The 23944-nt window shown below is 73.9% G+C and carries 28 protein-coding genes; 11 read left to right on the forward strand and 17 right to left on the reverse strand.

Annotation, left to right across the window (positions count from 1 at the left end):
• The first annotated feature begins 2 nt into the window (after positions 1 to 2).
• Positions 3 to 128, forward strand: coding sequence for a hypothetical protein (locus tag ACZ47G_RS27230; RefSeq protein ID WP_465746962.1), 126 nt, complete (start codon positions 3 to 5; stop codon positions 126 to 128).
• Here the strand turns inward: ACZ47G_RS27230 and ACZ47G_RS27235 are convergent.
• Complete coding sequence (locus ACZ47G_RS27235; protein ID WP_465746964.1) at positions 118 to 1689, reverse strand: PucR family transcriptional regulator; 1572 nt, start codon at positions 1687 to 1689, stop codon at positions 118 to 120. The two genes, ACZ47G_RS27230 and ACZ47G_RS27235, sit on opposite strands and share 11 nt — an antisense overlap.
• Before the next feature lie 394 nt (positions 1690 to 2083).
• On the opposite strand from ACZ47G_RS27235, the gene ACZ47G_RS27240 reads away from it, so the two are divergent.
• From ACZ47G_RS27240 to ACZ47G_RS27250, 3 genes are all read left to right on the forward strand, one after another.
• Positions 2084 to 2566 (forward strand): molybdopterin-dependent oxidoreductase, encoded by a 483-nt coding sequence (locus tag ACZ47G_RS27240; protein WP_465746966.1) that lies wholly within the window; start codon positions 2084 to 2086, stop codon positions 2564 to 2566.
• 128 nt (positions 2567 to 2694) lie between these two features.
• Positions 2695 to 3213: a GNAT family N-acetyltransferase gene (locus tag ACZ47G_RS27245; protein WP_380456370.1), complete on the forward strand. Its 519-nt coding sequence runs from the start codon at positions 2695 to 2697 to the stop codon at positions 3211 to 3213.
• A 231-nt stretch (positions 3214 to 3444) separates the two neighbouring features.
• Positions 3445 to 4482, forward strand: coding sequence for a sphingomyelin phosphodiesterase (locus ACZ47G_RS27250; protein ID WP_465746969.1), 1038 nt, complete (start codon positions 3445 to 3447; stop codon positions 4480 to 4482).
• A gap of 32 nt (positions 4483 to 4514) precedes the next feature.
• Here the strand turns inward: ACZ47G_RS27250 and ACZ47G_RS27255 are convergent, their stop codons facing one another.
• The 6 genes from ACZ47G_RS27255 to ACZ47G_RS27280 form a co-directional block, all read right to left on the reverse strand.
• Positions 4515 to 5549 carry a LacI family DNA-binding transcriptional regulator gene (locus ACZ47G_RS27255; RefSeq protein WP_465746971.1) on the reverse strand — a complete coding sequence of 345 codons (1035 nt, stop codon included), beginning with the start codon at positions 5547 to 5549 and terminating at the stop codon, positions 4515 to 4517.
• Between the two features lie 79 nt (positions 5550 to 5628).
• Positions 5629 to 6384: a GNAT family N-acetyltransferase gene (locus ACZ47G_RS27260; protein ID WP_465746973.1), complete on the reverse strand. Its 756-nt coding sequence runs from the start codon at positions 6382 to 6384 to the stop codon at positions 5629 to 5631.
• A 138-nt stretch (positions 6385 to 6522) separates the two neighbouring features.
• Positions 6523 to 7617 (reverse strand): WD40/YVTN/BNR-like repeat-containing protein, encoded by a 1095-nt coding sequence (locus ACZ47G_RS27265; protein ID WP_465746974.1) that lies wholly within the window; start codon positions 7615 to 7617, stop codon positions 6523 to 6525.
• Positions 7618 to 7751: 134 nt separating this feature from the next.
• Positions 7752 to 9197: a dihydrolipoyl dehydrogenase family protein gene (locus ACZ47G_RS27270; protein WP_465746975.1), complete on the reverse strand. Its 1446-nt coding sequence runs from the start codon at positions 9195 to 9197 to the stop codon at positions 7752 to 7754.
• Between the two features lie 122 nt (positions 9198 to 9319).
• Complete coding sequence (locus ACZ47G_RS27275) at positions 9320 to 10054, reverse strand: alpha/beta hydrolase (RefSeq protein WP_465746977.1); 735 nt, start codon at positions 10052 to 10054, stop codon at positions 9320 to 9322.
• 210 nt (positions 10055 to 10264) lie between these two features.
• Entirely contained in the window at positions 10265 to 10654 is a 390-nt protein-coding gene (locus ACZ47G_RS27280) for a thioredoxin family protein (RefSeq protein WP_465746979.1), read from the reverse strand.
• Between the two features lie 165 nt (positions 10655 to 10819).
• Between ACZ47G_RS27280 and ACZ47G_RS27285 the strand changes: the two genes are divergently transcribed.
• The 3 genes from ACZ47G_RS27285 to ACZ47G_RS27295 are packed head-to-tail and all read left to right on the forward strand — an operon-like array spanning position 10820 to position 12744.
• On the forward strand, positions 10820 to 11383 hold the full coding sequence (locus ACZ47G_RS27285; protein WP_465746981.1) for a hypothetical protein: 564 nt from the start codon (positions 10820 to 10822) through the stop codon (positions 11381 to 11383).
• Positions 11384 to 11437: 54 nt separating this feature from the next.
• Positions 11438 to 11995 carry a sigma-70 family RNA polymerase sigma factor gene (locus ACZ47G_RS27290; protein ID WP_465747046.1) on the forward strand — a complete coding sequence of 186 codons (558 nt, stop codon included), beginning with the start codon at positions 11438 to 11440 and terminating at the stop codon, positions 11993 to 11995.
• Positions 11992 to 12744 (forward strand): zf-HC2 domain-containing protein, encoded by a 753-nt coding sequence (locus ACZ47G_RS27295; protein ID WP_465746983.1) that lies wholly within the window; start codon positions 11992 to 11994, stop codon positions 12742 to 12744. Before ACZ47G_RS27290 ends, ACZ47G_RS27295 begins: the two co-directional genes overlap by 4 nt.
• Positions 12745 to 12756: 12 nt before the next feature.
• On the opposite strand, the gene ACZ47G_RS27300 is transcribed toward ACZ47G_RS27295, so the two are convergent.
• From ACZ47G_RS27300 to ACZ47G_RS27315, 4 genes are read right to left on the reverse strand one after another with little or no spacing between them, the layout of a single operon-like run.
• Positions 12757 to 13464, reverse strand: a complete 708-nt coding sequence (locus ACZ47G_RS27300; RefSeq protein ID WP_465746985.1) for a hypothetical protein — start codon at positions 13462 to 13464, stop codon at positions 12757 to 12759.
• Complete coding sequence (locus tag ACZ47G_RS27305) at positions 13461 to 14078, reverse strand: hypothetical protein (RefSeq protein ID WP_465746987.1); 618 nt, start codon at positions 14076 to 14078, stop codon at positions 13461 to 13463. Before ACZ47G_RS27305 ends, ACZ47G_RS27300 begins: the two co-directional genes overlap by 4 nt.
• Before the next feature lie 55 nt (positions 14079 to 14133).
• Positions 14134 to 14646, reverse strand: coding sequence for a DUF1990 family protein (locus ACZ47G_RS27310; RefSeq protein WP_465746989.1), 513 nt, complete (start codon positions 14644 to 14646; stop codon positions 14134 to 14136).
• Entirely contained in the window at positions 14643 to 15485 is an 843-nt protein-coding gene (locus tag ACZ47G_RS27315) for a YndJ family protein (RefSeq protein WP_465746991.1), read from the reverse strand. The genes ACZ47G_RS27310 and ACZ47G_RS27315 overlap by 4 nt, the downstream gene beginning before the upstream one ends.
• Positions 15486 to 15640: 155 nt before the next feature.
• Between ACZ47G_RS27315 and ACZ47G_RS27320 the strand changes: the two genes are divergently transcribed.
• Together ACZ47G_RS27320 and ACZ47G_RS27325 are read left to right on the forward strand one after the other, a co-directional pair.
• Complete coding sequence (locus tag ACZ47G_RS27320; protein WP_465746993.1) at positions 15641 to 15910, forward strand: DUF1876 domain-containing protein; 270 nt, start codon at positions 15641 to 15643, stop codon at positions 15908 to 15910.
• Positions 15907 to 16110 (forward strand): hypothetical protein, encoded by a 204-nt coding sequence (locus ACZ47G_RS27325; RefSeq protein WP_465746995.1) that lies wholly within the window; start codon positions 15907 to 15909, stop codon positions 16108 to 16110. The genes ACZ47G_RS27320 and ACZ47G_RS27325 overlap by 4 nt, the downstream gene beginning before the upstream one ends.
• A 126-nt stretch (positions 16111 to 16236) precedes the next feature.
• On the opposite strand, the gene ACZ47G_RS27330 is transcribed toward ACZ47G_RS27325, so the two are convergent.
• The 4 genes from ACZ47G_RS27330 to ACZ47G_RS27345 form a co-directional block, all read right to left on the reverse strand.
• Positions 16237 to 16677 (reverse strand): PPOX class F420-dependent oxidoreductase, encoded by a 441-nt coding sequence (locus ACZ47G_RS27330; RefSeq protein ID WP_188305211.1) that lies wholly within the window; start codon positions 16675 to 16677, stop codon positions 16237 to 16239.
• A 27-nt stretch (positions 16678 to 16704) separates the two neighbouring features.
• On the reverse strand, positions 16705 to 18333 hold the full coding sequence (qcrB, locus tag ACZ47G_RS27335) for a cytochrome bc1 complex cytochrome b subunit (protein WP_465746997.1): 1629 nt from the start codon (positions 18331 to 18333) through the stop codon (positions 16705 to 16707).
• A 228-nt stretch (positions 18334 to 18561) separates the two neighbouring features.
• The gene (locus ACZ47G_RS27340) at positions 18562 to 20100 is read right to left on the reverse strand and encodes an MFS transporter (protein ID WP_465746999.1); all 1539 of its coding nucleotides are present in this window, start codon (positions 20098 to 20100) and stop codon (positions 18562 to 18564) included.
• A gap of 176 nt (positions 20101 to 20276) precedes the next feature.
• On the reverse strand, positions 20277 to 20957 hold the full coding sequence (locus tag ACZ47G_RS27345; RefSeq protein WP_465747001.1) for a TetR/AcrR family transcriptional regulator: 681 nt from the start codon (positions 20955 to 20957) through the stop codon (positions 20277 to 20279).
• 216 nt (positions 20958 to 21173) lie between these two features.
• Here ACZ47G_RS27345 and ACZ47G_RS27350 point away from each other — a divergent pair, with 216 nt between their 5' ends.
• Together ACZ47G_RS27350 and ACZ47G_RS27355 are read left to right on the forward strand one after the other, a co-directional pair.
• Positions 21174 to 21755, forward strand: coding sequence for a Uma2 family endonuclease (locus ACZ47G_RS27350; RefSeq protein WP_465747003.1), 582 nt, complete (start codon positions 21174 to 21176; stop codon positions 21753 to 21755).
• A gap of 121 nt (positions 21756 to 21876) precedes the next feature.
• Entirely contained in the window at positions 21877 to 22665 is a 789-nt protein-coding gene (locus ACZ47G_RS27355) for a VOC family protein (protein WP_465747005.1), read from the forward strand.
• Positions 22666 to 22738: 73 nt separating this feature from the next.
• Here the strand turns inward: ACZ47G_RS27355 and ACZ47G_RS27360 are convergent, their stop codons facing one another.
• Together ACZ47G_RS27360 and ACZ47G_RS27365 are read right to left on the reverse strand one after the other, a co-directional pair.
• Positions 22739 to 23197, reverse strand: a complete 459-nt coding sequence (locus ACZ47G_RS27360; protein WP_465747007.1) for a hemerythrin domain-containing protein — start codon at positions 23195 to 23197, stop codon at positions 22739 to 22741.
• Between the two features lie 101 nt (positions 23198 to 23298).
• Positions 23299 to 23895, reverse strand: a complete 597-nt coding sequence (locus ACZ47G_RS27365; protein ID WP_465747009.1) for a TIGR03086 family metal-binding protein — start codon at positions 23893 to 23895, stop codon at positions 23299 to 23301.
• Between the last annotated feature and the right edge of the window lie 49 nt (positions 23896 to 23944).

Genomic DNA, 23944 nt, shown 5'->3' on the forward strand with positions numbered 1-23944 from the left:
GCGTGTCTGACCATTCCCGCCGGGCGCGCGACGCCGGAGCACGCGACGAACCCGTGCTGATCTGCTGCGCCTCCACGCACATGGCGTACGTCCGGGAACTGCTCGCCGGCCGGCCGATCACCGGGTAGCCGCCCCCGGCGCGCACAGCAGCGCCGCCCGCAGGTCGATCCGGTCCCGCAGCCGGGCCAGGTTGCGGCCGGTCAGCTCCTCGATCCGGCGGATCCGGTAGTGCACCGTGTTGACGTGGATGTGCAGGGACTCCGCCGTCCGCGCCCAGGAGCCGTCGTGGTCCAGGAACACTGTCAGGGTGCCCAGCAGCGAGACGGTGTTCTCCGCGTCGTGGGCGGCGAGCGGGGCCAGCAGCCGGGCGTGGAAGGCGGCCGTCACCTCGGGCGGGATGCCGCGCAGCAGCCCGTCCAGGGAGTCCAGTTCGGCGGCGCTGCCGACCGGTCCGCTCGCGTCCGCCAGCACGTACCGGGCCTGCACCAGGGCCGCCCGCAGTGGCTGGGGTGCGGGCGGGGCGGCCGGGCCGACGCCGATCCGCAGGGTGCGCCGGCCGGTCAGCCGGGCCTGGAGCGCGGGCCGGGCCCGGCGCAGCCGCTCGGCGACCCGCTCCACGGGCGCGGCCACCAGCGCGGCGGTCAGCCCGGTGCGGTCGGTGCCCGCCGCGTGGGGTGCGCCCAGCGGTTGCAGCGCCTCGGCCAGCGCGTGGGCCGCCCAGTCGGCGGGGGCCTCGTCGCCGGCGCGGCCGGGTTCGATCCGCGCGGTGACGGCCACCAGTGGGCCGGCCTCGGCCAGCCCGCAGGCGGCGAGCGGCTCGGCGAGTCCGGCATCGTCGGTCAGGGCGTCCAGCAGCCGCCCGGCGGCCCGCCGTCGGGCGCCCGCCGCGGCCCGGGCGCGGGCGGCGAGCGGGGCGAGCAGTTCGGCCAGGCCTTGCATCGCCGGTTCGACCGCCGGGGTGTGGGGGTGGGCCCGCAGCCGCCAGCCGTCGAAGGGGGAGCCGTCCTGCGGCCCGACCGGCAGCCCGATCCCGCCGTGGCCGTCCGGTCCGCCCTGACCGCCCCGAGTGCCCCGACCGCCCCGACTGCCCTGGCCGCCCCGACCGCCCCGAGCGCCCGCGGTCGGGATGATCGGGACACCGGCGACGGGCCGTCCGCCGGCGGTGGCGATCGAGCAGTCGGGCAGCCCCAGCCGGCCGACCGCGTGCGCCAGCACCTCGTCGGGCCCGGCCTCGGCACGGATCAGGTCGAGCAGTTCGCTCCGGACGGTCTCCGGAATCGCCGCGGTGTCCTGCGCCCCGGCCCGCAGATCGCCCCAGAGTCGCAGGTAGACCCGGTCGGTGACGGCCCGGAAGCTCACCCCGGCGGGCACCGCGAGCAGTGGGATGCCGTGGGTGCGGCAGGCCTCGGCCAGGCCGTCCGGGATGCTGCCGTGGGTGCCCTCGCCGGCCAGCAGGGCGGCCACTCCGGCGCTGCGCAGCGCGGTGGCGAAGCGCAGCGCGCCGGAGGCGTCGGCGGGTTGCCACCAGACCAGGCCGGTGAGCACGAGCTCGCCGGGCTGGAGGTAGCGGGCCGGGTCCTGGAGGTCGGTGGAGCTCACGCCGGTGACCGGGCGGTCGAGCAGGTCGGGCGTGCCCCAGGCCAATCGGATGGACAGGTCGTCGAGGTTCAGCAGGTCGCCGACGATCATCTCTCGCTCGCTCTCGCCCGGGTGTCGCCTTGGCGCTTCGCGCCTTGGTTCTCTCGCAGATGAGAGGCCTACTGGCGCACGGGCATCGTAAATGCCAGCGGAGCAACGGTGAATCTTCTTGTCGGATCATCCAGTGGAGGGCCGCGCGACCGGTGCTCGGAACCAGTGGTCCACCCGATTGCCGCCTTGCTTCAATCGGTGTGCGGGGCGCGCCGGGCCTTCTCCTCCGGCGCACCCCGCGACCGGCATCGCAGGTGCGAGCTGAAAGTCGGCCATGCCATCGCAGCTGCCGCTGAAGGGGGCCATTCAGCGCCGCAACTGCGAATGTCGGAGCTCCCCCTCGGGTAGTCCTCCTCCCGGGCCGCGGTGGCGCGGCCCGGGAGGAAGGAGCGCCATGACCCCGGCGAGATCCGGCGTGACCCCGACGAGGCCCACCGTCCGGCTGCACGGCCACCTCGACGAGCCGGCCGAGCTGACCGTCGAGCAGTTGCGGGCCCTCCCCGCGCACCGGGTCGAGGTCAGCTTCGACTGCCTGACCGAGGGTGAGCAGCGCCACGGCTACGAGGGCCCGGCCCTGCTGGACGTCCTGCTCGCCGCCCGCCCCCGGATCGACTTCTCCGGCCGCAAGCAGCGACTGCGCTTCCTGCTCAACGTGGTCGGCGCCGACGGCCACCGGGCGGTGGTCTCCTGGGCCGAGATCGACCCGGACTTCGGCGGCCGCCGGATCCTGCTCGCGACCAGCATGGACGGCGCCCCGCTGGACGCGGCCGGCCCGCAGCTGGTCGTCCCGGACGACCACTGCGGCGCCCGCTACGTCAGTGCCGTCACCGCAGTCTGGCTCGGCCCGCTCGGCGACCGGACCCGGCCCGCCGGGTAGCCCGCCCCACCCCGGGGTCCGCCCCCGATCCACCCCGGCGCCCCACCCCGACCGGCGGCCCCGGCGCCCGCCCGGGGCGCCCGGCAAATCGCTCGACCGGGGCGGCTTTCCGTGCCAACATGCCCCATATGGGGACGATTCTGCACGGCACCCTGGTCACCCTCCGCCCGGCCACCGCCGACGACATCCCGGCGCTGGTGGCGATCCGCAGCACGCCCGAGGTGTTCGCCCGCTGGCGGGGTGGTGACGACCTGGTCGACGAGGTCGCGAGGGACTTGGAATCGCCCGACACCGAGACCTTCGCGATCGACGTGGGCGGCCGGGTGGTCGGCGCCGTGCAGTGGTACGCCGAGAACGACGACGAGTACCGGCACGCCGGGATGGACATCTTCCTGGACCCTTCGGTGCACGGCCTGGGCCTGGGCACCGACGCCGTGCGCACCATGGCCCGGCACCTGGTGCACGAACGCCACTACCACCGGCTGGTGATCGACCCGGCCGTGGACAACCTCGCCGCGATCCGCTGCTACACCAAGGTCGGCTTCCGCCCGGTCGGCACCATGCGCCAGTACGAGCGCGGTTCGGACGGCACTTGGCACGACAACCTGCTGATGGACCTGCTCGCGGACGAACTGTCGGACGGCTGACGGGCCGTCACCCGCCTGTGGGCCTCCGGTGCAAGGGTGTACAGACATCTTGTCGGTCGACGGCCCTGACCTGTACAGACATCTCGCCGCCACAGGAGCGATCGCAACTGATCGCCTGGCGTTCTTCCCGAAGTACCGGGCAGTAGCTAGCGTTCCCCCGCCAATCCCCGGCGGCCGGTCACCCCGGCCCGCCCGGGCCCACCGGATTGACGGACCCCCAGGAGAACGCCCATGCTCTCGCGTCGCACGGCCACCGCCCTCACCTCGGCGGCCGCCGCCGCACTGCTGCTCGGCGGCACCGCCCCGAGCGCCTCCGCCACCACCGCGGCGAGCCCCACCACGCTGTCCGTCTTCGCGTTCAACGTCGACCTCGGCACCGCCGTCGTCGACAGCACCCAGAACGAACAGGCCGCCCGCCGCACCCCGGTGATCGAGCAGATCGTCCGGCAGCACAACGCCGACGTGGTCGTCCTGGACGAGCAGTTCAACAACAGCTCGACCGCCGACATCAACGCCAAGCTCGCCGACCTCTACCCCTACCGCACCCCGGTGGTCGGCCAGACCTGTTCCGGCGGCGGCTGGACGGGCGTCAGCGGCAACTGCTCCAGCTCGTGGTTCGTCATCAACGGCGGCACGATGATCCTCTCGAAGTACCCGATCACCGCCCAGTACGCCCACGTGTTCAGCAACTCCACCTACGGCACCTGGGACTACCACGCCAACAAGGGCGCGGCGCTGGTGCGGGTGAACAAGAACGGCCGCACCGCCTGGGTGGTCGGCACCCACCTCCAGGCCGACGAGGCCGACACCTCCACCGACACCACCCAGTCCACCCGGCTCGGCCAGCTCGCCGAGATCCGCGCCTGGGTCGACGGCATCGTCGGCAGCAGCGCCCCGGTGCTGATCGGCGGCGACCTCAACGTCGAGTACTTCCACGGCCAGGGCCGCGGCGACTACACCAACGCCCAGAACGCGGTCAACGGCGTGCTCGGCACCCCGGCCACCGACCCGAACCAGGCCCGCACCACCATGGACTGCCCGGTCTCCTCCTGGTGCCAGTACATGGCGGGCGTGGAGACCTTCCCGACCGACTACCGGGACGACCTGGACTACATCGGCTACCTCAACGCCCCGGGCCGCCCGGTGCCGGCCTCGATGTCCACCGTGAAGGTCGACTTCGACCCGCAGGCCGGCTGGGCGCCGGGCTCGCCGGACACCAACGCGCCCAGCGACCACTACCCGGTCGAGGCCGACTTCCAGCTGAACTGACGCACGGCCTTCCAGCTGAACTGACCTACGGCTCAGGGCTGTCGGGCCGCGGATCCGGCCGGGCAGCCGCAGGAGCGCCGCACCACCAGCCGGGCCGGGAAGGTCCGGGCCCCGGCGGCGCGGTGCTCCGCCCCGCCGAGCACCAGGTCCACCGCGGCCCGGGCCATCTCGTCCTGGGCGGTGGTGACGGTGGTCAGCGCCGGTCCGGCGATCACCGCCTCGGCGATGTCGTCGAAACCCGCCACCGCGAGGTCCTCCGGCACCCGGATGCCGAGGTCGTCGGCGGCCCGCAGCAGGCCGATCGCCTGGTCGTCCGTCGCGCAGAACACCGCGGACGGCCGGTCGGGCCGGCCGAGCAGGGTGAGTGCCTCGGCGTGCGCCCGGACCCGGTCGAAGGGCGCCGGGGTGAGCCGCCCGTCGGTGGACAGCCCGACCTCGGCCAGCGCCGCGGCCCAGCCGGCCGTCCGCCCGGTGACCGGGTCGAGCGGGCTGAGCGCCAGGGTGCCGCCGAAGCAGTGCACCTCGGGGTGGCCGTGGCCGAGCAGGTGGCGGACCACCTCACGGGCGCCGCCCTCGTCGTCCGCCACCACGGCCACGCCGCCGGCGCTCTCCGTACGGTGGTGCAGCAGCACCACCGGGGTGCCGTCAGCCGAGTCGAAGCCGGTCAGTCCGGGGGCGGCCGGGTCCTGGGTGACCAGGATCAGGCCGTCCACCTGCATCCCGAGGAAGGCTCGGATGTAGTGCGCCTCGCGCTCGTCGGCGTAGTCGGAGTTGCCGATCAGCAGCAGCCGGCCGTGCTCGGTGGCGGCCTGCTCCACGGCGTGGGCCAGCCCGGCGAAGAAGGGCTGACGGGCGTCCGGCACGACCATCCCGAGCAGGTCGGTCCGCCGCCGGGCCATCGCCTGGGCGACCCGGTTGGGCCGGTAGCCGAGCTCCTCCACCGCGGCGAGCACCCGGGCCCGGGTCGCCGGTGCCACCGGACGCGGACCGTCGTTGATCACATAACTCACGACCGCCGTGGACGTCCCCGCCACCCGCGCCACATCGTCCCGTGTCACCCTCGCCATGACGGATGAGCCTACACAGCGGCTCCGACCAGCGCGTTTTCGGCAGTCGGGGGAGGCGTCGATCACGCGGTCAGTACACCTAGGCCCTGTCCGGCACGATCACGGTCAGCGAGGTCTCCCGCAGCCGGAAGCCCAGCGCCTCGTAGACCCGGCGGGCCGGGTTGCCCTCGGTGACCACCAGGTGCACGTCGGCCAGCCCGCGCCCGGCAGCGTCCGCGACCGCCCGGCGCAGCAGGTCGGCGCCGAGGCCGCGGTAGCCGCGCCGCGGGTGGCGGAACACCTCGGCGACCCAGGGCAGGCCGTCCCGGTCGGTCAGCACGGCGGCGCCGACCACCCGGTCCTCGGCGTCCACGGCGAGCAGACTGGAGGGCAGCACCGGGCCGATGGCCTTCCCGGCCAGCAGCGGGCCGATGCGCTCGGCCAGGGCACGGTTGTCGTCGCCGTGGAAGCGGTCCACGTGGGTGGGGTCGAAGGCGGCCCGCCAGGACTCCAACAGCTCCTCGGGCGCGCGGTCGCAGGGCACCGCCCGCAGGCCCTCGCGCAGTGGCACCCCGGCCCAGTCGGCGGGCGGCGGGTCGGCGCGCAGGTCCCGCCGGAAGGTGTGGGCGTGGCGCAGGGCCGTCGCTCCCCGCGCCAGCAGTCGCTGCCCGAGTTCGGGGCTGCCGGAGACCACCCAGCCGGGCAGTTCGGCGCGGATGTACTCGGCGGCGTCCGCCGATTCGTCCAGCACCTCCAGCAGGTCGGCCCACGGCCGCCCGTCCCGCTCGCCCACCTGGTACCGCAGCACCGGTACGCCGTCGCCGTCGTGCCTGACCACCCAGTCCGTTTCGGGCATGGCCCACCCCACTTCGCGAGATCGTTCGTCGGCGGCCCATGCTCACCGGGTCGGGGCGTCCCGGCAACAGGTTTTCGACCGGCGGGTCCCGTCCGGCGGGGTGCTGCGTCCCGTGCCGGGGTCACCGGCCTGCGGTGCTCAACTCACCACCGCCGCACGGACGCAGAGCACGTCCGGCAGGTGGGAGATCAGCAGCGACCAGGTCTCGCCCTCGTCGCGGCTGCCGTACACGTCGCCGGTCCGGTTGCCGAAGTAGATCCCGGCCGGGTCGGCGTCGTCGGTGCGCAGGGCGTCGCGCAGCACGATGCCGTAGTGGTCCTCGCCCGGCAGGCCGTTGGCCAGCTGCTGCCAGCTGGTGCCGCCGTCCGTGGTGCGGAAGACCCGGCAGCGCCGGCCGGGCGGGATCCGGTCGTCCGAGCCGCCGAGCGGGAACAGGTAGGCGGTGTCGCCCCGGCGCGGGTGGGCGGCGACGGCGAAGCCGAACTCGGCGGGCAGCCCGTCCACCACGGAGCGCCAGTTCTCGCCCCAGTCGTCGCTGCGGTAGACGCCGCCGTGGTTCTGCAGGTAGAGCCGGTCGGGGTGGACCGGGTCCGGGGCGATCTTGTGGACGCACTGGCCGAACTCGGGGTACTGCTTCTCCTCCGGGAAGAACTCGGCGCGCAGGCCGGTGTTGGAGGGCGCCCAGGTGTCCCCGCCGTCCTTGCTGCGGTAGACGCCGCCGCTGGAGACGGCGACCAGCAGCCGTTGCGGGTCGCGCGGGTCGGTGAGGATGGTGTGCAGCCCCTGGCCGCCGTAGCCGGCGCCCCACTCGGGCCGCTGGGGGTGGTTCCAGAGCGAGTCGACCAGGGCGAAGGTCTCGCCGCCGTCGGTGGAGCGGAACAGTGCGGCGGGCTCGGTGCCCGCGTACACCACCCCGGGATCCTCCGGCCCGGCGGGCTGGAGCTGCCAGACCCGGGTGAGCGAGGCGCCGGTGGACTCGGGGAAGCGGATCGCCGGCTGCGGCGGTTCGAACCAGCTGGCGCCGAGGTCGTCGGAGCGCCACACCGAAGGCCCCCAGTGGCTGCTGTCGGCGCCGACCAGCAGTCTGGTCCGCTCCTCGCGGCGGTCGATGGAGACGGAGTAGATCGCGTTCATCGGGAAGTGCGGCCCGCTGAACTCCCAGTCCAGCCGGTCGCGGCTGCGGCCGAGAAAGAGGCCTTTCTCGGTTCCGACGGCCAACAACACCTCGGTCATGCCTCACACCACCTGATCACGAGCACGGCCCCCCGGGACGGCCCCCGGGCGCGGCGGACGCGCCCCACCAGCCAGTGTCCCGCCGTCCACCGGTGGTCACATCTCGCCGCGCCGCGCCCCGGGAGGGGGGAGGCTCACTCCCGGCAGCCCTCCAGCAGCCGCAGCCAGACCTCGCTGATCGTCGGGTAGGCGGGGACGGCGTGCCAGAGCCGGTCGATCGGCACCTCGCCGACCACCGCGACGGTGGCCGAGTGCAGCAGTTCGGCGACGGCCGGGCCGACCAGCCAGGCGCCGACGATCACCTCCCGGTCCAGGTCGAAGACGGCCCGGGCCCGGCCGCGGTAGCCGTCGGCGTAGAGCGAGGCCCCGGCGACGTTGCCGATCTCGTGGTCGACGGCCTTGACCCGCAGCCCGAGCCGTTCGGCCTCGGCCAGGGTCAGGCCGACGGCCGCGACCTCCGGCTGCGTGAACACCACCTGCGGCGCGCCCGCCAGGTCGGCGGACGCGGAGTGCGCGCCCCAGCGCGAGGTGTCCAGTGCGCGCCCCTGGGCGCGGGCGGCGATCGCCGCCCCGGTGATCCGGGCCTGGTACTTGCCCTGGTGGGTGAGCAGCGCCCGGTGGTTGACGTCCCCGGCGGCGTACAGCCACTCGCCGTCCACGCCCAGCACGGTGCAGCTGTCGTCCACGTCCAGCCAGCCGCCCGGCCGCAGTCCGACCTGCTCCAGCCCGATGTCGGCGGTGCGCGGGGCCCGTCCGGTCGCGTACAGCACCTCGTCGGCGGTGAGTCGCTCGCCGCCGGAGAGCGTCAGCTCCACCGGTCCGTCGGCTCCGCCGCGCTCCAGGGCGGTCACCTCGGTGCCGAAGCGCAGGTCCACCCCGGCCTCCCGCAGCCCGTCGGCGACCAGCTCGCCCGCGAAGGGCTCCATCCGCGGCAGCAGCGCGTCGCCGCGCACCAGCAGGACCACCTCGGAGCCGAGCGCCCGCCAGGCGGTGGCCATCTCCACCCCGACCACCCCGCCGCCGACCACCGCCAGCCGCCCGGGGACGGTCGGCGAGCCGGTGGCCTCCCGGTTGGTCCACGGGTGGGCCTCCGCCAGCCCGGCCACGGCGGCCGGCAGCACCGGCCGGCTGCCGGTGCACACGGCGACGGCGTGCCGGGCGGTGAGCATCCGCTCGGTGCCGTCCTCCGCCTCCACCGTGACCGTCCGCACGCCGGCCAGCCGGCCGTGGCCGCGGACCAGCTCGATGCCGGTGTCCCGCAGCCACTGCACCTGGCCGTCGTCCTTCCAGTGCGAGGCGAAGGAGTCCCGTCGGGCCAGCACCGCCGCCGGGTCCAGCCGCCCGCCGCCCACCGCCTCGCGGGCGCCGCCGACCGCGCGGGCGTCGTCGAGCGCGGCCACCGGCCGCAGCAGCGCCTTGCTCGGCATGCAGGCCCAGTACGAGCACTCCCCGCCGACCAGTTCGGCCTCCACGATCACCGTGCGCAGGCCTGCGGCGACGGTCCGGTCGGCCACGTTCTCGCCGGTCGGGCCGGCGCCCAGGACGATGACGTCGTACTCCTCGGCGGTGCTGCTGGTCATGTCCCGTCCTCCGTGGTCTCGAGGTTCCGCGTGCTCTGTCCGCGCCGGGGCGGCTTCGCGGGCCGCCGGCATGGGCCCCATCCTGCCCGGGGCGGGGCCCGCGGGCGAACACGCGGAGCGGGTCAGATCGCCGCGAGCTCCGCCAGCAGCGCCGCCGTGTCGGCCGGCCGGGAGAACATCGGCCAGTGCCCGGTGGGCAGTTCGCGCAGCTCCCAGTTGGGCCCGTCCAGCCCGGCGAACCACGGGTGACCGGCCGCGATCAGCGCCCGCACCTGCTCCAGCGGGAAGGAGCAGGAGATCAGCGCCTGCGGCAGCTTCGCCCCGGCGCCGGTCAGCCGCAGCGCGTCCCGGTACGTCCCGGCCGGTTGCGGGGTGAGCCGGGCGCGGATCCGCCCCAGCGCGGCCGGGTCCAGGCCCTCGGTGCTGGAACCGTGGGCGGCCATGTACTCCCAGGAGGGCATCGGGAGGCGGCCGTCGACCACGGTGGCGTCGGCCTCCGCCTGGAAGTCGGGCTGCCACAGGTCGTACACCGAGGTGCCGTCGGCCATCGGGCCGCTGTCCAGGTGGACCACCCGCCGGATCCGCTCCGGCAGCCGGTCCGCGACCCCGCCCACCGGGGCGCAGGCGCCGCTGTGGGCGACCAGCACCACGTCCCAGAGGTCCTCGCGCACCAGCAGCCCGGCCAGGTCCGCGATGTGCTCCGCCAGCCCGAACTCGCCCTGCTCGCCCGCCCGTTCGGCGAGGCCCGGCAGGCTCACCGGATGGACCCCGTGCCCGGCCGCGCGCAGCGGTGCGGCCACCTCGTCCCAGGCCCAGGCGCCGAGCCAGAACCCGGGGACCAGTACGAACGTGCTCATGGTGCACCGCTCCTTCCACGGTGGGGATCCGTCACCGGTGACTCTAGGGTCCGCCTCCGGACTCCCGCCTCCGGATTCCCGCCTCCGGATTCCCGCCCTCCGGACGGCCGGACGGCGGGCCGGGACCGCACGGCCGGGGCCCGGGGAGCAGCGGCTCCCCGGGCCCCGGAACAGAACGGAACAGAACGGAACAGAACGGAGCGGGACGGCTCAGGCCTGGCCCTCGGCCGCCTGCTCCTCCGCCACCTTGCGCTTGACCTCGGTCATGTCCAGCTTGCGGGCCTGCCCGATCAGGTCCTCGAACACCGGCTCCGGCAGGGCGCCGGCCTGCGAGAAGACGAGCACGCCCTCGCGGATGATCGCCAGCGTCGGGATCGACTGGATGCCGAACGCGGAGGCCAGCTCCTGCTGGGCCTCGGTGTCGACCTTGGCGAACACGAGGTCCGGGTGGCGCTCCGCGGCCTTTTCGTACACCGGGGCGAACTGGCGGCACGGCCCGCACCACCCGGCCCAGAAGTCGATGAAGACGAAGTCCTTGCCCTCCGGGCCCGGGACGATGTCGTCGAAGTTCTCCTTGGTCAGCTCGACCATGTTGCTCATCTCGCGGATCCTTCCCTTCCGAAGGTGGTGGCGGTACAGATCATGTGCCCGCGACAACGGTGATGCCCGCCGGGGTATTCCGGGGGCGGCCCGGGATTGAGCACCCGGCCGCCACCGTCCGTACAGAGGGGTGTCCAGTCCGTTCACCGACCCGGGAGGCTCCCCATGCGCAGCAGCACCCCCCGTACCCGGCGGGCCGCCGTGCTCGCCGCCTCCGGCCTCGCCGCGGCGGCCCTGATCGCCGGCTGCGGGTCCTCCGGGTCCGGCAAGTCGAGCACGCCCGGCCCGCCGAGCGGTTCCGGCGCCCCGGCCGCCGCCACCCTGCAGACCGCCCACGATCCCAAGCTCGGCACCATCGTCACCGACAGCGCGGGCTTCACGCTCTACCGCTTCGACCAGGACCAGAACAACCCCTCGGACTCCTACTGCAACGGTAGCTGCGCCTCCCTCTGGCCGCCCGAGCACGCCGGCGGCGATGTGACGGTCAAGGGCATCGACAGCAAGCTGGTCGGCAGCTTCACCCGCGACGACGGCACCAAGCAGGTCACCGTCAACGGCTGGCCGGTCTACCGCTACTCGCCGGACAGCAAGCCCGGTGACACCAAGGGCGAGGGCGTGGCCGGCCAGTGGTTCGCGGTGACCCCGACCGGCGGCAAGGCGATGCCGGCCACCACTCCGGCGCCCGCCACCCCCACCCCGCAGCCCAGTACCCCGGCACCGGGGTACTGATGCCGTCGATCGCCGACCACCCTGGACCGGGAGGCCCGGTTGCGCAACGATGAAGTGGTGACCGAGGAGCACCCCGGCGGCGGCCGGGCCGGGTACGGCACGGGGGCCGCGGACGAGGAGCTGATGCGGGCCCTGTACCGCGAGCACGCCGGTCCGCTCCTCGGCTTCGTGCTCCACCTGGTCGCGGGGGACCGGCAGCGCGCCGAGGACGTCGTCCAGGAGACGCTGGTCCGGGCCTGGCGCAACATCCACCGGCTCGACCCGCAGGCCGGCTCGCTGCGGCCCTGGCTGGTCACCGTCGCCCGCCGGATCGTCATCGACGGCCACCGCAGCGCCGGTGCCCGCCCGCGCGAGGTGGACGCGGCGGTCCTGGAACAGCTGCCCGCCGAGGACGAGATCGACCAGGCGCTGCGGATGATGACCGTCGCCGACGCGCTCGCCGACCTCTCGCCCGCCCACCGGGAGATCATCGTCGAGACCTACCTCAAGGGCCGCACCGCCAAGGAGGCGGCCGTCGAACTCGGCATCCCGGCCGGGACGGTCCGGTCGAGGGTGTTCTACGCACTGCGCTCGCTCAGGCTCGCGCTGGAGGAACGGGGAGTGACATCGTGACCGACCGGCCCGACTCCACCCCCGGCCTGCCCGAAGGGCCGCCCGGCGGCTCCGCGCACCTGGACGTCGGAGCGTACGTCCTCGGCCTGCTGGAGCCCGCCGAGCGCACCGCCTTCGAACGGCACCTGGCGGACTGCCCGCAATGTGCCGGTCAGGTGGACCAACTCAGCTTCGTCGAGCCGCTGTTGGCCGAGTACGTGGCATCGGCGAAGACCGCCGGACTGGACCCTGCCGAACCCGCGCCGGCCCCGGACGGGCGCGTCCTGGACCGACTGGTCGCCGAGGTGACGGCCGGCCGGCGGCGCGGCCGGGTGCGGCGGCTGGTGCTCGCCCTGGCCGCCACCGCGGCGGTCGCGGCCGGCCCGGCCGTCACGGCCGCGGTGCTCACCGCCGACTCCACGCCCGCGGTGGTCGCCGTCGCCGAACAGTTCAGCGCCACCGACCCGGCCACCGGCGCCAAGGCCACCGTCGGGGTCGACGGCAAGACCTGGGGCAGCCAGGTCAGCCTGCGACTCTCCGGCGTGCAGGGCCCGTTGACCTGCCGACTGATCGCCGTCGCGCACAACGGCGAGCACCAGACGGTCACCACCTGGAGCGTCCCGTCGGACGGCTACGGCGAACCCGGCGCCCCGGGCGTGCTGCGCACCACCGGCGGCGCGGCCATGCAGCCGGGCGACATCGACCACTTCGAGGTCCGGGTCCAGAACACCGACGCCCTGCTGGTCTCCGTCCCCACGCACCACGCCTGACGGAGACAGGGCTCAGGACGGCGGCAGGTGCAGCACCTCGTACGCGCCCAGCCGCCGGACCCGGGCCTCGCCCAGGTGGGCGGGCCACCGCGGGTCGGGCTCGCCGGTACCAGTCATGTGCTCCCGCCGCCAGGTCCGGCTCCAGCCGACCCGCAGTTCCTGCTCGTAGCTGTGCCACCGGCCGCACGTACACGGCACCAGCACCCGGGCACAGGAGCGGCACAGTTCGGCCCGGCCGTGGCCGGTCGACAGCACCACCGCGGGCCCCTCCTCCCCGCAGGCCGGGCAGCCGGGCAGTTCGGCCCCGTCCATCAGCGCGTTCTGCCGCCGGACGTAGTCGGGCAGGCTCAACGCCGGATGCAGGAAGGGATCGTGGCGCCAGGCGTCGTCCGGCGAGGTCCACCAGGGCTGGTTCCACCACGCCGGCGCCGGCGGCCGCCGCCGGTCCCGCTTCTCCGCCCGCCGCTGCGCCGCGTACCGCTCCGCCCGGGCCAGCCACAGCTGCCGCGCCTCGTGCAGTTCCTCCACCGCCCGCACCAGCGACTCCGGGTCGGCCTCCAGCAGCCGGGGCATCCGGGCGCTGACGGTGAGGTGGTGGTAGGTCGCCCGCAGGCCGTACGGGGCGAACTCGGTCAGGCAGGTGCGCAGCGCGCTGTGGCGGCGGTACACGGGGAGGGCGGTGTCGTGCACCCGGGCCCGGTGGGTGCGGAAGCTGGTCACGGCGCGGGCTCCAGCGCCAACGCCCGGGCCAGCGCGGTGGTGAGAGCCGCGGCATGGTCGGGGATCTGCTGCTCGGCCCAGTCCCCGGCCAGCCGGACGAAGTCCCGGAGGTCCCGCTCGGCCCCGGCGAGCAGCCGGCGCAGCTCGGCCACCGGCAGCTCGATCACCGGGCTGTCGGCGGTCTTGGTGTCCACCGTCAACCGCACCGTGCCGTCGACGCGTCGGGCCGCGGCGTAGGGGTCGTGGCCGAACCAGCCCTCGCCCGAGCCGTCCGTCACCTCCAGCCAGTCGCGCCACTCCTCCAGGCCGTTGCAGCAGCCCGGTCCGAAGACGGTGCCGGTGGCGTCGTCCGTCACCCGGAAGCCGCCGGCGGCGATGGCGTACTCCCCGGTGAGCAGCCCGGACAGGAAGGCCTCCAGCGGGTCGGGCGGTTCGCCGCCCTCGGGCTCGTCCCCGTTGGCGGCGGCGATCCGCCACACCGCCGAGCCGACGTCCTGCGGGGTCAGCCGCCCGTCCAGCACCAGGAATCCGTACGGTTCGAACGCTCCGGTGGGCCAGAGCGCGAAGTCATCGTCGGGGGCGTCCATCTCCAGGACCGGCTGCATCGACATCATCCGGCGATGATGCCGCAGGCCCGTGCGGCCCGACCAGCGCATTTGCCGGTCGGTGTCATCCGGCGTCCGCCGCGATCGAGGCCAGCACCCGCCCGCAGCGCCGGGCGAAGGCGTGCTGGAGGAGCGGGAACAGCGGACCGGCGAGCCGGGCCCACCAGGCGACCGGTCGGCTGAACGCGGTGACGCTGAACCAGACCGACCCGTCCGGCGCCAGTTCGACCAGGAAGGTCTCCTCGCCCCGGCCGAGGTGCCCGTGCCTGGTGCCGTAGGTGAAGCCGTACCGGTCCGGGCCGTTGATGGCGGCCAGCACCCGGTTGGGCGCGCCCGCCCGTAGCGGGCCGACGCCGATCGCGCAGCGGACGGCGACGCCCGGGGCGGCCTCCTCGGCCTCCGCGTCGATCCGCACGCCGGCCAGGCGGTGCATCCGCCAGCCGAGCAGGGCGGCCCCGGCGACGTCCAGGGCGGCGCGGCCGTGGCCGATGCGGGCCCGGTGCCGCAGGTGGCGGTAGCCGGCGGGCAGTTCGCCGGTGCGGCTGGCGCCCTGCTCGGGGTAGCTGTAGTCGTTCATCGGGGGTCCTCCGCGGTGGTGGTCCGGCGCCAGGCGAGGAGCGCGCAGAGGGCGAAGCCGAGCGCGTTGCCGAGGCCGTGGGTGGCGGCCATCCAGCCCAGGGTGGGGTGGGGGAGTCCGGCGGCCCGGCCGAGCGCCCACCACAGGGCGAGCAGCATGGTGAGCGCCAGGACGGCGGAGGAGACGGCGAGCAGCCGGGCGGCCGTCCGGTCCGCGGTGCGGGGGCGCAGCTCGCGCCAGCTGACCAGGCCGACCAGCCACATCCCGGTGCTGAGGACGACGGCTCCGGCGAACTGCCACCAGTTGCCGAGGAAGTACCCGGCGAGCACCAGCAGGGTGCCGGCGGGGACGCTGAGGGCCGCGCAGCGGGCCGCTCGGGAGCCGGGTTCCGAGGCCCGGCAGACCAGTCCGGCGATCAGCGCGGCGGTGAATCCGGCGTAGTGGAAGTGCGGGACGGTCAGCGCCAGGATGTGCGGCTCGAAGCCGAACAGCGGGTAGCCGGAGCGTTCGGCGACCAGCGCGACCCCGGCCACCGAGGGGGCGGCGAGTGCGGTGAGCACGGCGACCTCGGCGGGGGCGAGGGAGCGGGTCCGGGCCAGTCGCCGGGGTGCGTGCAGGGCGACGGCCAGGGTGCCGAGGGCGTAGACGACCGCGGTGCCGGTGGCGAGGGCGCCGCGCGGCAACCAGAGCGAGAGCGCCCCGGGGACGGCCGCGAGCGGCCACAGCCGGCGGATCCGGGCCAGTCCGGGTTCGTCGACGAGCGCGAGGCCGAGCGGCAGGACGGCGCCCATGCCGAGCAGGACCAGGAGGTCGACCAGTTCCGTCGTGCCCTTGTCCATGGCGGCCCCACTTCTCTTGAACGCGTTCAAATGCCGTGTGCCGATGACTCTACGCGGCATTGTTGAACGCGTTCAACCCGCCCCGGTCCGGCTGGCCTGGTGTTCACGCGGGGTGCGGCGCACCCTGGAGGAGTAACCGATGGAGGTGATCCGCCATGCAGACTCTGGTCGGTTGGCACATCGAGATGGAGTTCCGCGAGGACGGCCCGCGGACGACCGCGGCCGCCCTGCTCCGGCTCGGCGACGGGAGCGAGGTGCGCGCCCACGGCTACAGCAGCCGCCACCCCTCGGACCCGGAACAACTGCGGGTCGGCGAGGAGATCGCGGGCGCCCGCGCACTCAACGACCTCGCCTCGCAGCTGCTCTCCAAGGCCCACGGCGAGATCCAGGAGGTCAGCCCGGTCCCGACCCACCCGCTCTCGTGACCGCCCCGCACCCGGGCGGCGACCAGGCCGGACGGGACCCGAACCGCGCGCGCATCCCGCTGATCTGCCCGCGCTGCGGGCACGAGCAGCAGGTCGTGCCCGGCGGCCCCGAACGGGCGGTCAAGGTCGTGCACGTGGGGACCGGCCGGGAGGCCTGCGAGCCCGGGGACCTGGCCCGGGCACCGGACGACGGGGACTGACGGACCGGTCCCCGCCGTACGGTCCCCGCCGTACGGGCCTGGCGCCCCGGTCCCCGCCGTACGGGCCTGGCGCCCCGGTCCCCGCCGTACGGGCCCGGCGCTACGGGCCCGGCCGTACGGCGGGCGTCAGTTGACGCAGTACGTGCCCGGCGGCCGCCACTCCGGCCCGACCAGCCGCTGCTCCAGCTCGTTCGGCGTGATCCGGATCCCGACCGTGCCGGCCAGTCCGACCCGGAACCGGCTGCGGGCCAGCACGATCAGCGCGGTGAGGCCGTACTTGTTGATCAGTGAGGTGCGGTAGCGCGCGGTCGCGTCGGGGTCGCAGAGCCGGGCGCGGGCCGGGAGCCGTCGGCCGGTCGGGCGCCCGTGGGCGTCGCAGGGGCCGATCAGCACCCGGGGGTGGCGGCGGATCCGTTCGGCCTCCCCGGAGTGGGCCGGGGTCCAGACGCCGAGCGCCGGGCCGTCCGGCACCACCCAGAGCTGGGAGTCCAGCCGGCTGCCGTCGTCGGCGAAGGTGGTCAGCAGGAGGTACCTGCTGTCGGCGAGCTGCTCGGTTCGGTCGGGCATGATCTCCTCCCTCTGTCGGGGGGCGGGTCAGTGGTGACCGTGGCCCTCGCCCTGGGTGATCTCGCGATGCCCGCGGTACTCCCCGGCGGTGGGCTTGGCGATCCTGGCGTGCTCGCCGTGGAATCCGCGGGACAGCCGTACGCGGGTGCGGGTGAGCGCGCCCGCCGGCCGGGCCACTCCATTCTCGTCCACCGCGGGCGGCAGTTCGAGGGGGCGGGGCTGCTCGTGGGCGGTGAGCCGGTGCAGTTCGGCGGGCGCGAGCCCGGCGTGCACCTCGGTGAACTCGCCGTGCGGCAGCCGCTTGATGACACCGGTCTCCCGCCCGTGCAGCACCTTGTCGCGGTCCCGTCGCTGGAGGCCCAGGCACCAGCGCTTGGTGACCACGAAGACGGCCACCGGGACGACGAAGAAGCCGATCCGCACCGCGTAGGTGATGGTGTTGAGCGACAGGTGCAGATGGGTGGCGATGAGGTCGTTGCCGCCGCCCGCGAGCATCACCAGGTAGACGCTGATCCAGGCCGCGCCGAGGGCGGTGCGCACGGGCGCGTTGCGCGGCCGGTCGAGCAGGTGGCGCTCCCGCCCGTCGTTCGTCACCCAGCCCTCGATGAACGGGTAGACCGCGATCGCGCCCAGGATCACCGGGAACAGCGTGAGCGGGATCAGCACCCCGAGGTTGAGGGTGTGCCCCCATATCCCGATCTCCCAGCCGGGCATCACCCGGATCAGGCCCTCGGCGAAGCCCATGTACCAGTCCGGCTGGGCGTCGGTGGAGACCTGGTCCGGGCGGTACGGGCCGTAGGCCCAGATCGGGTTGATCGTGGCGATCGCCGACATCAGCGCGATGATCCCGAAGACCAGGAAGAAGAACCCGCCGGCCTTGGCCATGTAGACGGGCATCAGCGGCATCCCGACCACGTTCTTCTCGGTCTTGCCCGGGCCCGCCCACTGGGTGTGCTTGTGGTAGAAGACCAGGATCAGGTGCGCCACCAGCAGGCCGAGCATGATGCCCGGGATCAGCAGCACGTGGATGGTGAAGAAGCGCGGCACGATGTCGTGGCCGGGGAACTCCCCGCCGAACAGGAACATCTGGATGTAGGTGCCGACCAGCGGGACCGCGAGGATCGCGCCTTCCATGAAGCGGATACCGGTACCCGACAGCAGGTCGTCCGGCAGCGAGTAGCCGAAGAAGCCGTCGAACATGCCGAGGGCCAGCAGTAGGAAGCCGAAGACCCAGTTGATCTCACGCGGCTTGCGGAACGCGCCGGTGAAGAACACGCGCATCATGTGCACGAGCATCGCGGCCACGAAGACCAGCGCGGCCCAGTGGTGGATCTGCCGGATCAGCAGCCCGCCCCGCACCTCGAAGCTGATGTCCACGGTGGAGGCGTAGGCCTCGGACATCGGGACGCCCTTGAGCGGGACGTACGAGCCGCTGTAGACCACCTCGCCCATGCTGGGCTTGAAGAACAGGGTCAGCCAGACACCGGTCAGGATGATGATCAGGAAGGTGTAGAGGCAGATCTCGCCCAGCATGAAGGACCAGTGGTCCGGAAAGATCTTCCGCAGGTTGGCCCTGGCCAGGGTGTGGATCCCCAGCCTGCCGTCCGCCCAGTCGGCGGCCCGCCGCCCCCGTCCTGGGTTCTGATTCCGCGTCATGTCCACGCACCTCGGGTCCGAAGGAAACGGGGATAGTTCCCCGTTTCATGCTGGGGTCACCATATCGGGGAGTGATCCCCACTTCTATCGGAGGGGGTGGAAGCTGCTGTGGCGCGCGACCCGCCACAACGCGAGCGGCCCGCCCGGTGTCGTGGGAGACACCGGACGGGCCGCGTTCGCACCCGAGTTGCCCGTGGAAGGGCGGCACCCCGCAGGGGCCCGAGAGGGTCAGTGCACCAGCACCGGCACCTCGTCGACCTTCGCCGCACTCGCGTCCGAGCCGGCGCCCGCCGCACCCGGCCGACCGGCGTTGATGAAGGTGAAGGCGACCGTGGCGGCCGCCACCAGGATCCCGAAGGACACCCAGATCGCGGTCGAGAAGCCGTGCACCATGCCCTGGAACTGCACGGCCTTGGCGGCCTCCGGGGTGGCGGCGGTGGCGATGGCGGCGGCGTGCGAGGTCAGCCAGCTGGTGGTGGCGCTGGCCGCGATGGTGTTTAGCAGCGCGGTGCCGATGGCGCCGCCGACCTGCTGCGAGGTGTTGACCATGGCCGAGGCCACGCCCGCGTCCCGCGGCTGGACGCCGTGGGTGGCCAGGCTCATGGCCGGCATGAACGCGGTGCCCATGCCGAGGCCCATCAGGACCAGACCGGGCAGGATCAGCGCCGGGTAGGAGGTGTCCAGGCCGATGTGGGTCAGCAGGAACATGCCGACCGAGGCGGTCAGGAAACCGGGCGCCATCAGGTAGCGCGCCGGGACCCGGGTCATCAGCCGGGCACCGATCTGGGTGGAGCCGGTGATCATGCCCGCCACCATCGGCAGGAACGCCACACCGGTCAGCACCGGGCTGTAACCACGCACGACCTGCAGGTAGTAGGTCAGGAAGAGGAACAGCCCGAACATGCCGATCACGGCCATGCCCAGCGACAGGTAGACCCCGCCGCGGTTGCGGTTCAGAACCACGCGCAGCGGCAGCAGCGGGGCCTTGACCTTGAGCTCCACCAGGACGAAGGCGGCCAGCAGGACGACGGCCGCGGCGAACAGCGACAGGGTGCTGCCGGCCGTCCAGCCGCTGGACTCGGCGCGGGTGAAGCCGTACACCAGCGAGACCAGCCCGGTGGTCACCAGCAGCACGCCGGGGATGTCCAGCTTGTTGCGGTTGCGGCCCCCGGCGGGCTCGCGGATCACCAGGACGGCGCCGGCGATGGCCGCGATGGCGAAGGGGATGTTGACGAAGAAGGTCCAGCGCCAGTTCAGGTACTCGGTCAGCGCACCGCCGAGGATCAGGCCGATGGCGCCACCGCCACCGGCGATCGCCCCGTAGATGCCGAAGGCCTTGGCCCGCTCCTTGGCCTCGGTGAAGGTCACCGCGAGCAGTGACAGCGCGGCCGGTGCGAGCAGCGCGCCGAACACGCCCTGCAGCGCGCGGGCGCCGAGCAGCATCGCGGTGTTGACCGCGAAGCCGCCGAGCGCGGAGGCGAGGGCGAAGCCGGTCAGGCCGACCATGAAGGTCCGCCTACGGCCCCACAGGTCCGCGATCCGGCCGCCGAACAGCAGCAGGCCACCGAAGGCCAGCGCGTAGGCGGTGATCACCCACTGGCGGTTGCCGTCGGATATGCCCAGGTCCGTCTGGGCGGACGGCAGGGCGATGTTCACGATGGTGGCGTCGAGGACGACCATCAGCTGGGCGAGGCCGATGAAGATCAGCGCCTTCCAGCGCCGGGGATCGGGCAGCGTCGCCTGCGGGGCGGCGTCGGATTGAGACATGGGGGTACCCATTTCACGGTGCGAGGTGTGCGAGAACGGTCAACTGCCGTACGGGAACGGCAGGTTGCCGTACGGGTGCGAGGGCGCCCGGAGGCGTCCGGCAACGGCGCCGGTCAGCCGCGCGGGGGCGGGGTGCTGGTGGGTCGGATCAGTGGTGTCGGGTCCAGGTGGATCGGTCAGTCCCGGGAACGGAAGTCCTCGAAGGTCGCGGCCCGGCCGGGCAGCGCCGAACGGGCCGGCGTGCGCAGGCCGTCCAGGAACAGTTGCAGGTGGCGGTGGACGAACTCGTCGAGCAGTCGGCAGGAGGTGCCCGGCAGTGGCCGGGACAGCTGGCTGATCGCGACGAACAGGTCCCCGTGGTCGACGTCGGACCGCAGTTCACCGGTGGCCCGGGCGCGCTCCATCAGTCCGCTCACGGCGGACCGCAGGCGCTCCCGCGTCTCGGTCAACTCCGGGTCGTCCGGGTCGACGGTGCTGGTGAAGACGGCGCAGAGCCCGCCGACCTTCTCCGCCACGGTCGCGTGCACGAACCGCTGCAGAGCCTCGAACGGACCGCCGCCCTCGCCCGCGTCCGCCTCGGCCGTCGCCTTCTCGGCGAGGGCCAGGATGCGGGTCTTGACGAGCAGTGCCACCTCCTGGATCAGCGCCGTGCGGTCCGGGAAGTTCCGGTACAGCGTGGCATTGCCGACCCCCGCCCGCTTCGCGATCTCGTCCAGCGGCACCTCGGCACCGTGCTCGACGAACGCGTCCCGGGCCGCCAGCACGATCCGCTCCCGGTTCCGGCTGGCGTCCGCACGCAACTTCGGCGTACGCACACTCCCCGTGGAACGGGCCGGCTCTGCGGCGACGGTGGTCATGGCGACTGCTCCTCCAGGATACCGGGGAAGTTCTCCCCGCTTTCTCCAACGTACTCGGAAACGGGGAATCTGTCCCCGTAATTTCCGCCCCTCATGTGACCTGCATCACATGTGGGTCGATCGGGGCAGGTCGGAACCCGCCGAAGCCGGACGCCCCGTGTCCGCTCGCCGGTGCGCTCGTTGCCCGGTCGAGTGTCCGAGCGAAGGAGCGAGGCCATGCGTGCGATCTCCGACCGTCCGCAGATGCTGCCCGAGGAATTCGAGGAGCTCGCCCGTCTCGCCCCGCGGGCGGTCGAAGGCATCCGGCTGGAGTTCCTCGGCGGGCGGCTGGCGATCAAGCCGCGGCCGGACGGCAATCACGGCTGTGTGGTCGAGTGGCTGGTGCGGAGGTGTCTCCAGGTGCGGCCGGAGCTGTTCCTGCACAACCACGGCCTGAAGGTTCAGGGGGCGGGGGACGGGCGTGCGCACCCGGACGGAATCCTGGCACCCTCCGAGGCCTTCGTCGGCATGGGGGAGTGGGTGGACACCGGGGCGGTGCTGATGGTCGCCGAAGTCACCGATGCCGAAGCCGAAGCCGATCACCGGGCCCGCGTCGAGAAGCCCCGCGCCTACGCCGAGACCGGCATCCCCGTCTACCTGTTGATCGACCGGGACTCCGCCGAGGTCGTCGTCCACAGCCGGCCGGACGGCATCCGCTACCAGGCCGTCCAGACCCTCCCGTTCGGCAGGACGGTCCGGCTCCCCGACCCGGTCGGCATCGCCCTGGACACCGAGCCGCTGAAGAACTGGGTGCGCTGAGCCCGGCCGTGCCTTCCCGGGGCGCGTCCCTCCGTCGGCCTAGGCTGTGGGCGTCCCGGGCGGCCGGTGGGTCGTGGGAGTCGGGAGGGGCCCGGCGGCCGGGTGGGCGAGGAGGTTCGCGATGAGCAGCGAGGAGACGGCCGCCCGGGTGCGCTGTGTGGCGGCCGTTCCGTGCTGGGTGAGCCTGATGGCCGGGGACCTGGAGGGTGCCAAGGGGTTCTACGGTCCGCTGCTGGGTTGGGAGTTCGAGTCGGCGCCGGAGCGCTTCGGGCCGTACGTGCACGCGGTGGTCGGCGGGGAGGCGGTGGCCGGGCTGGGGGTGGCCGGTCTCGGGGCGGTGCCGGTGGCCTGGACCAGCTACTTCGGGACGGAGAGCGCCGACGCCGTCGCCGACGCGGTGCGGGAGCGCGGTGCGACCCTGGCGGTCGGCCCGCTGGCCTTCGACGCCGGGCGGGTGGCCTTCGCGGCGGACCCGGCCGGGGCGGTGTTCGGCATCTGGGAGGGCCCGCTGGGCCGCGCCCGGAAGCTGGACCTGCCGGGCGCCCCGGTCTGGATCGAGCTGCGCACCCCGGACCCGTTCGCGGCGGCGCTGTTCTACGGCGAGGTGTTCCGCTGGGACGGCCGGGACCCGGAGCACTTCGAGGTCCGCTGGGAGCACGACCGGGTGGTGCTGCGCGCCGAGGGCCACAGCGTCGCGGCGCTGGCCAAGGAGCAGTCGAGCGGCCCGGCGGGCATGCCGCCGCACTGGGAGGTGTCCTTCGCCGTCCCGGACACCGACCGGGCGCTGGCCCTGGCCGTGGAGCTGGGCGGCTCGGCGGTCGGGCCGGCCTTCGACACCCCGTACGGCCGGGTGGCCCGGCTGCGGGACCGCGAGGGCGCCCGGTTCGCGGTGATCAGCCCGACGGGCTGAGCGGGGCCGAGGCCGAGCAGGCGGGTCATCCAGCCCGGCGGGTCATTCGGCCCGGGTCATTCCGCCCGGCGGGTCATTCCGCCCGGCCGAGTTCGGCCCGTTCCGCTCGCAGCCGGTCGCCCAGGGCCGCGCGGTCCGCCGCCGGCAGGGCCTTGCGGGCGGCGGGGAAGAGCACCTTCTCCTCGCCGGTCAGGTGCCGTCGGAGGGTGTCGGCGAGACCGGCGAGCAGGGTGTCGAAGGCCGGGTCGGCCGGGCCGAGTCCTTGCAGGTCGGCGAGGTACTGCCCGATCGCCAGGTGGTCGTGGATGCTGCGGAACACCAGCGCCCCGCCCTCGGGCACGTCGTGCTGGACGAGCGGGAAGAGGTGCTCCTCCTCGGCGGCGCAGTGGGTGAACAGCAGGTCGGTCAGCTTGGTCACCAGCTCGCCGCGCTCGGCCGAGCCGGCCGGGGCCGCCTGGGCCCGGTCGAGCAGCTCGGTGACGGCCTTGTGGTCGGCGGTGAACTCCCCGAGGATGTCCGGCCTGCGGTTCATGGCGCGCCCGCCTCTCGTCCGGGATCACGACTGGCCCCCGTACTGTCCAGTATCCGGCGCCGCCGGGCGGAACCCCCGGTCCGGCCCCTGTCCGGTCCGGTTCAGCCCCCGTCGCGGCGCCCGGTGAGGGCCAGCAGCCGGGTCTGCGGGCTCGCGTCCTCGGGGACCGGCAAGGGTGGGTCGAAGAGGCCGCTGCCGGAGAGGTCGCCGTAGTCGCCGAACTGGCCGAGGGCGAAGTCCACCAGGGCGCCCGGGAGCCGGGTGCGGGCCCCGATGCCCTGGGCGAGGTCCCAGGTGTGGACGACCAGGTCGGTGGTGAGCTGGTCCAGGTAGTACTGCCCGGAGACGTCCCCGAAGGAGAGGTGGACGGTGAGCTCGGTGGCACCGGGCACCTCCCAGGCCTGTCGGGCGGCTTCGGCGGCGGAGGTCCAGGCGGCGACCGGGTCCTCGCCGAGCACGTCGCCGTCGAAGCGGCCGCCGACCTCGGCGAGGGTGGCGCCCATCAGTAGCTCGGGGATCCAGAGCTGTTCGCCGGTGAGGTGGTTGACCAGGTCGCGGACCGACCAGTCGGTGCACGGGGTGGGGGCGTCCCACCGGCCGGGCGGGACCAGCCGGACCCGCTCGTCGAAGGCGGCGAGCGCCTCGGGGTAGGGCGTGCCGGGCCGAGGGGCCCGCTGGTGTTGCCTGCGTTGAGCCATGTCTCCACCCTGCCCCGGTCCCGGCGGGGCGCGCGAGTCGTTCACCGGG

This window comes from Kitasatospora sp. NPDC030952 (assembly GCF_055571335.1).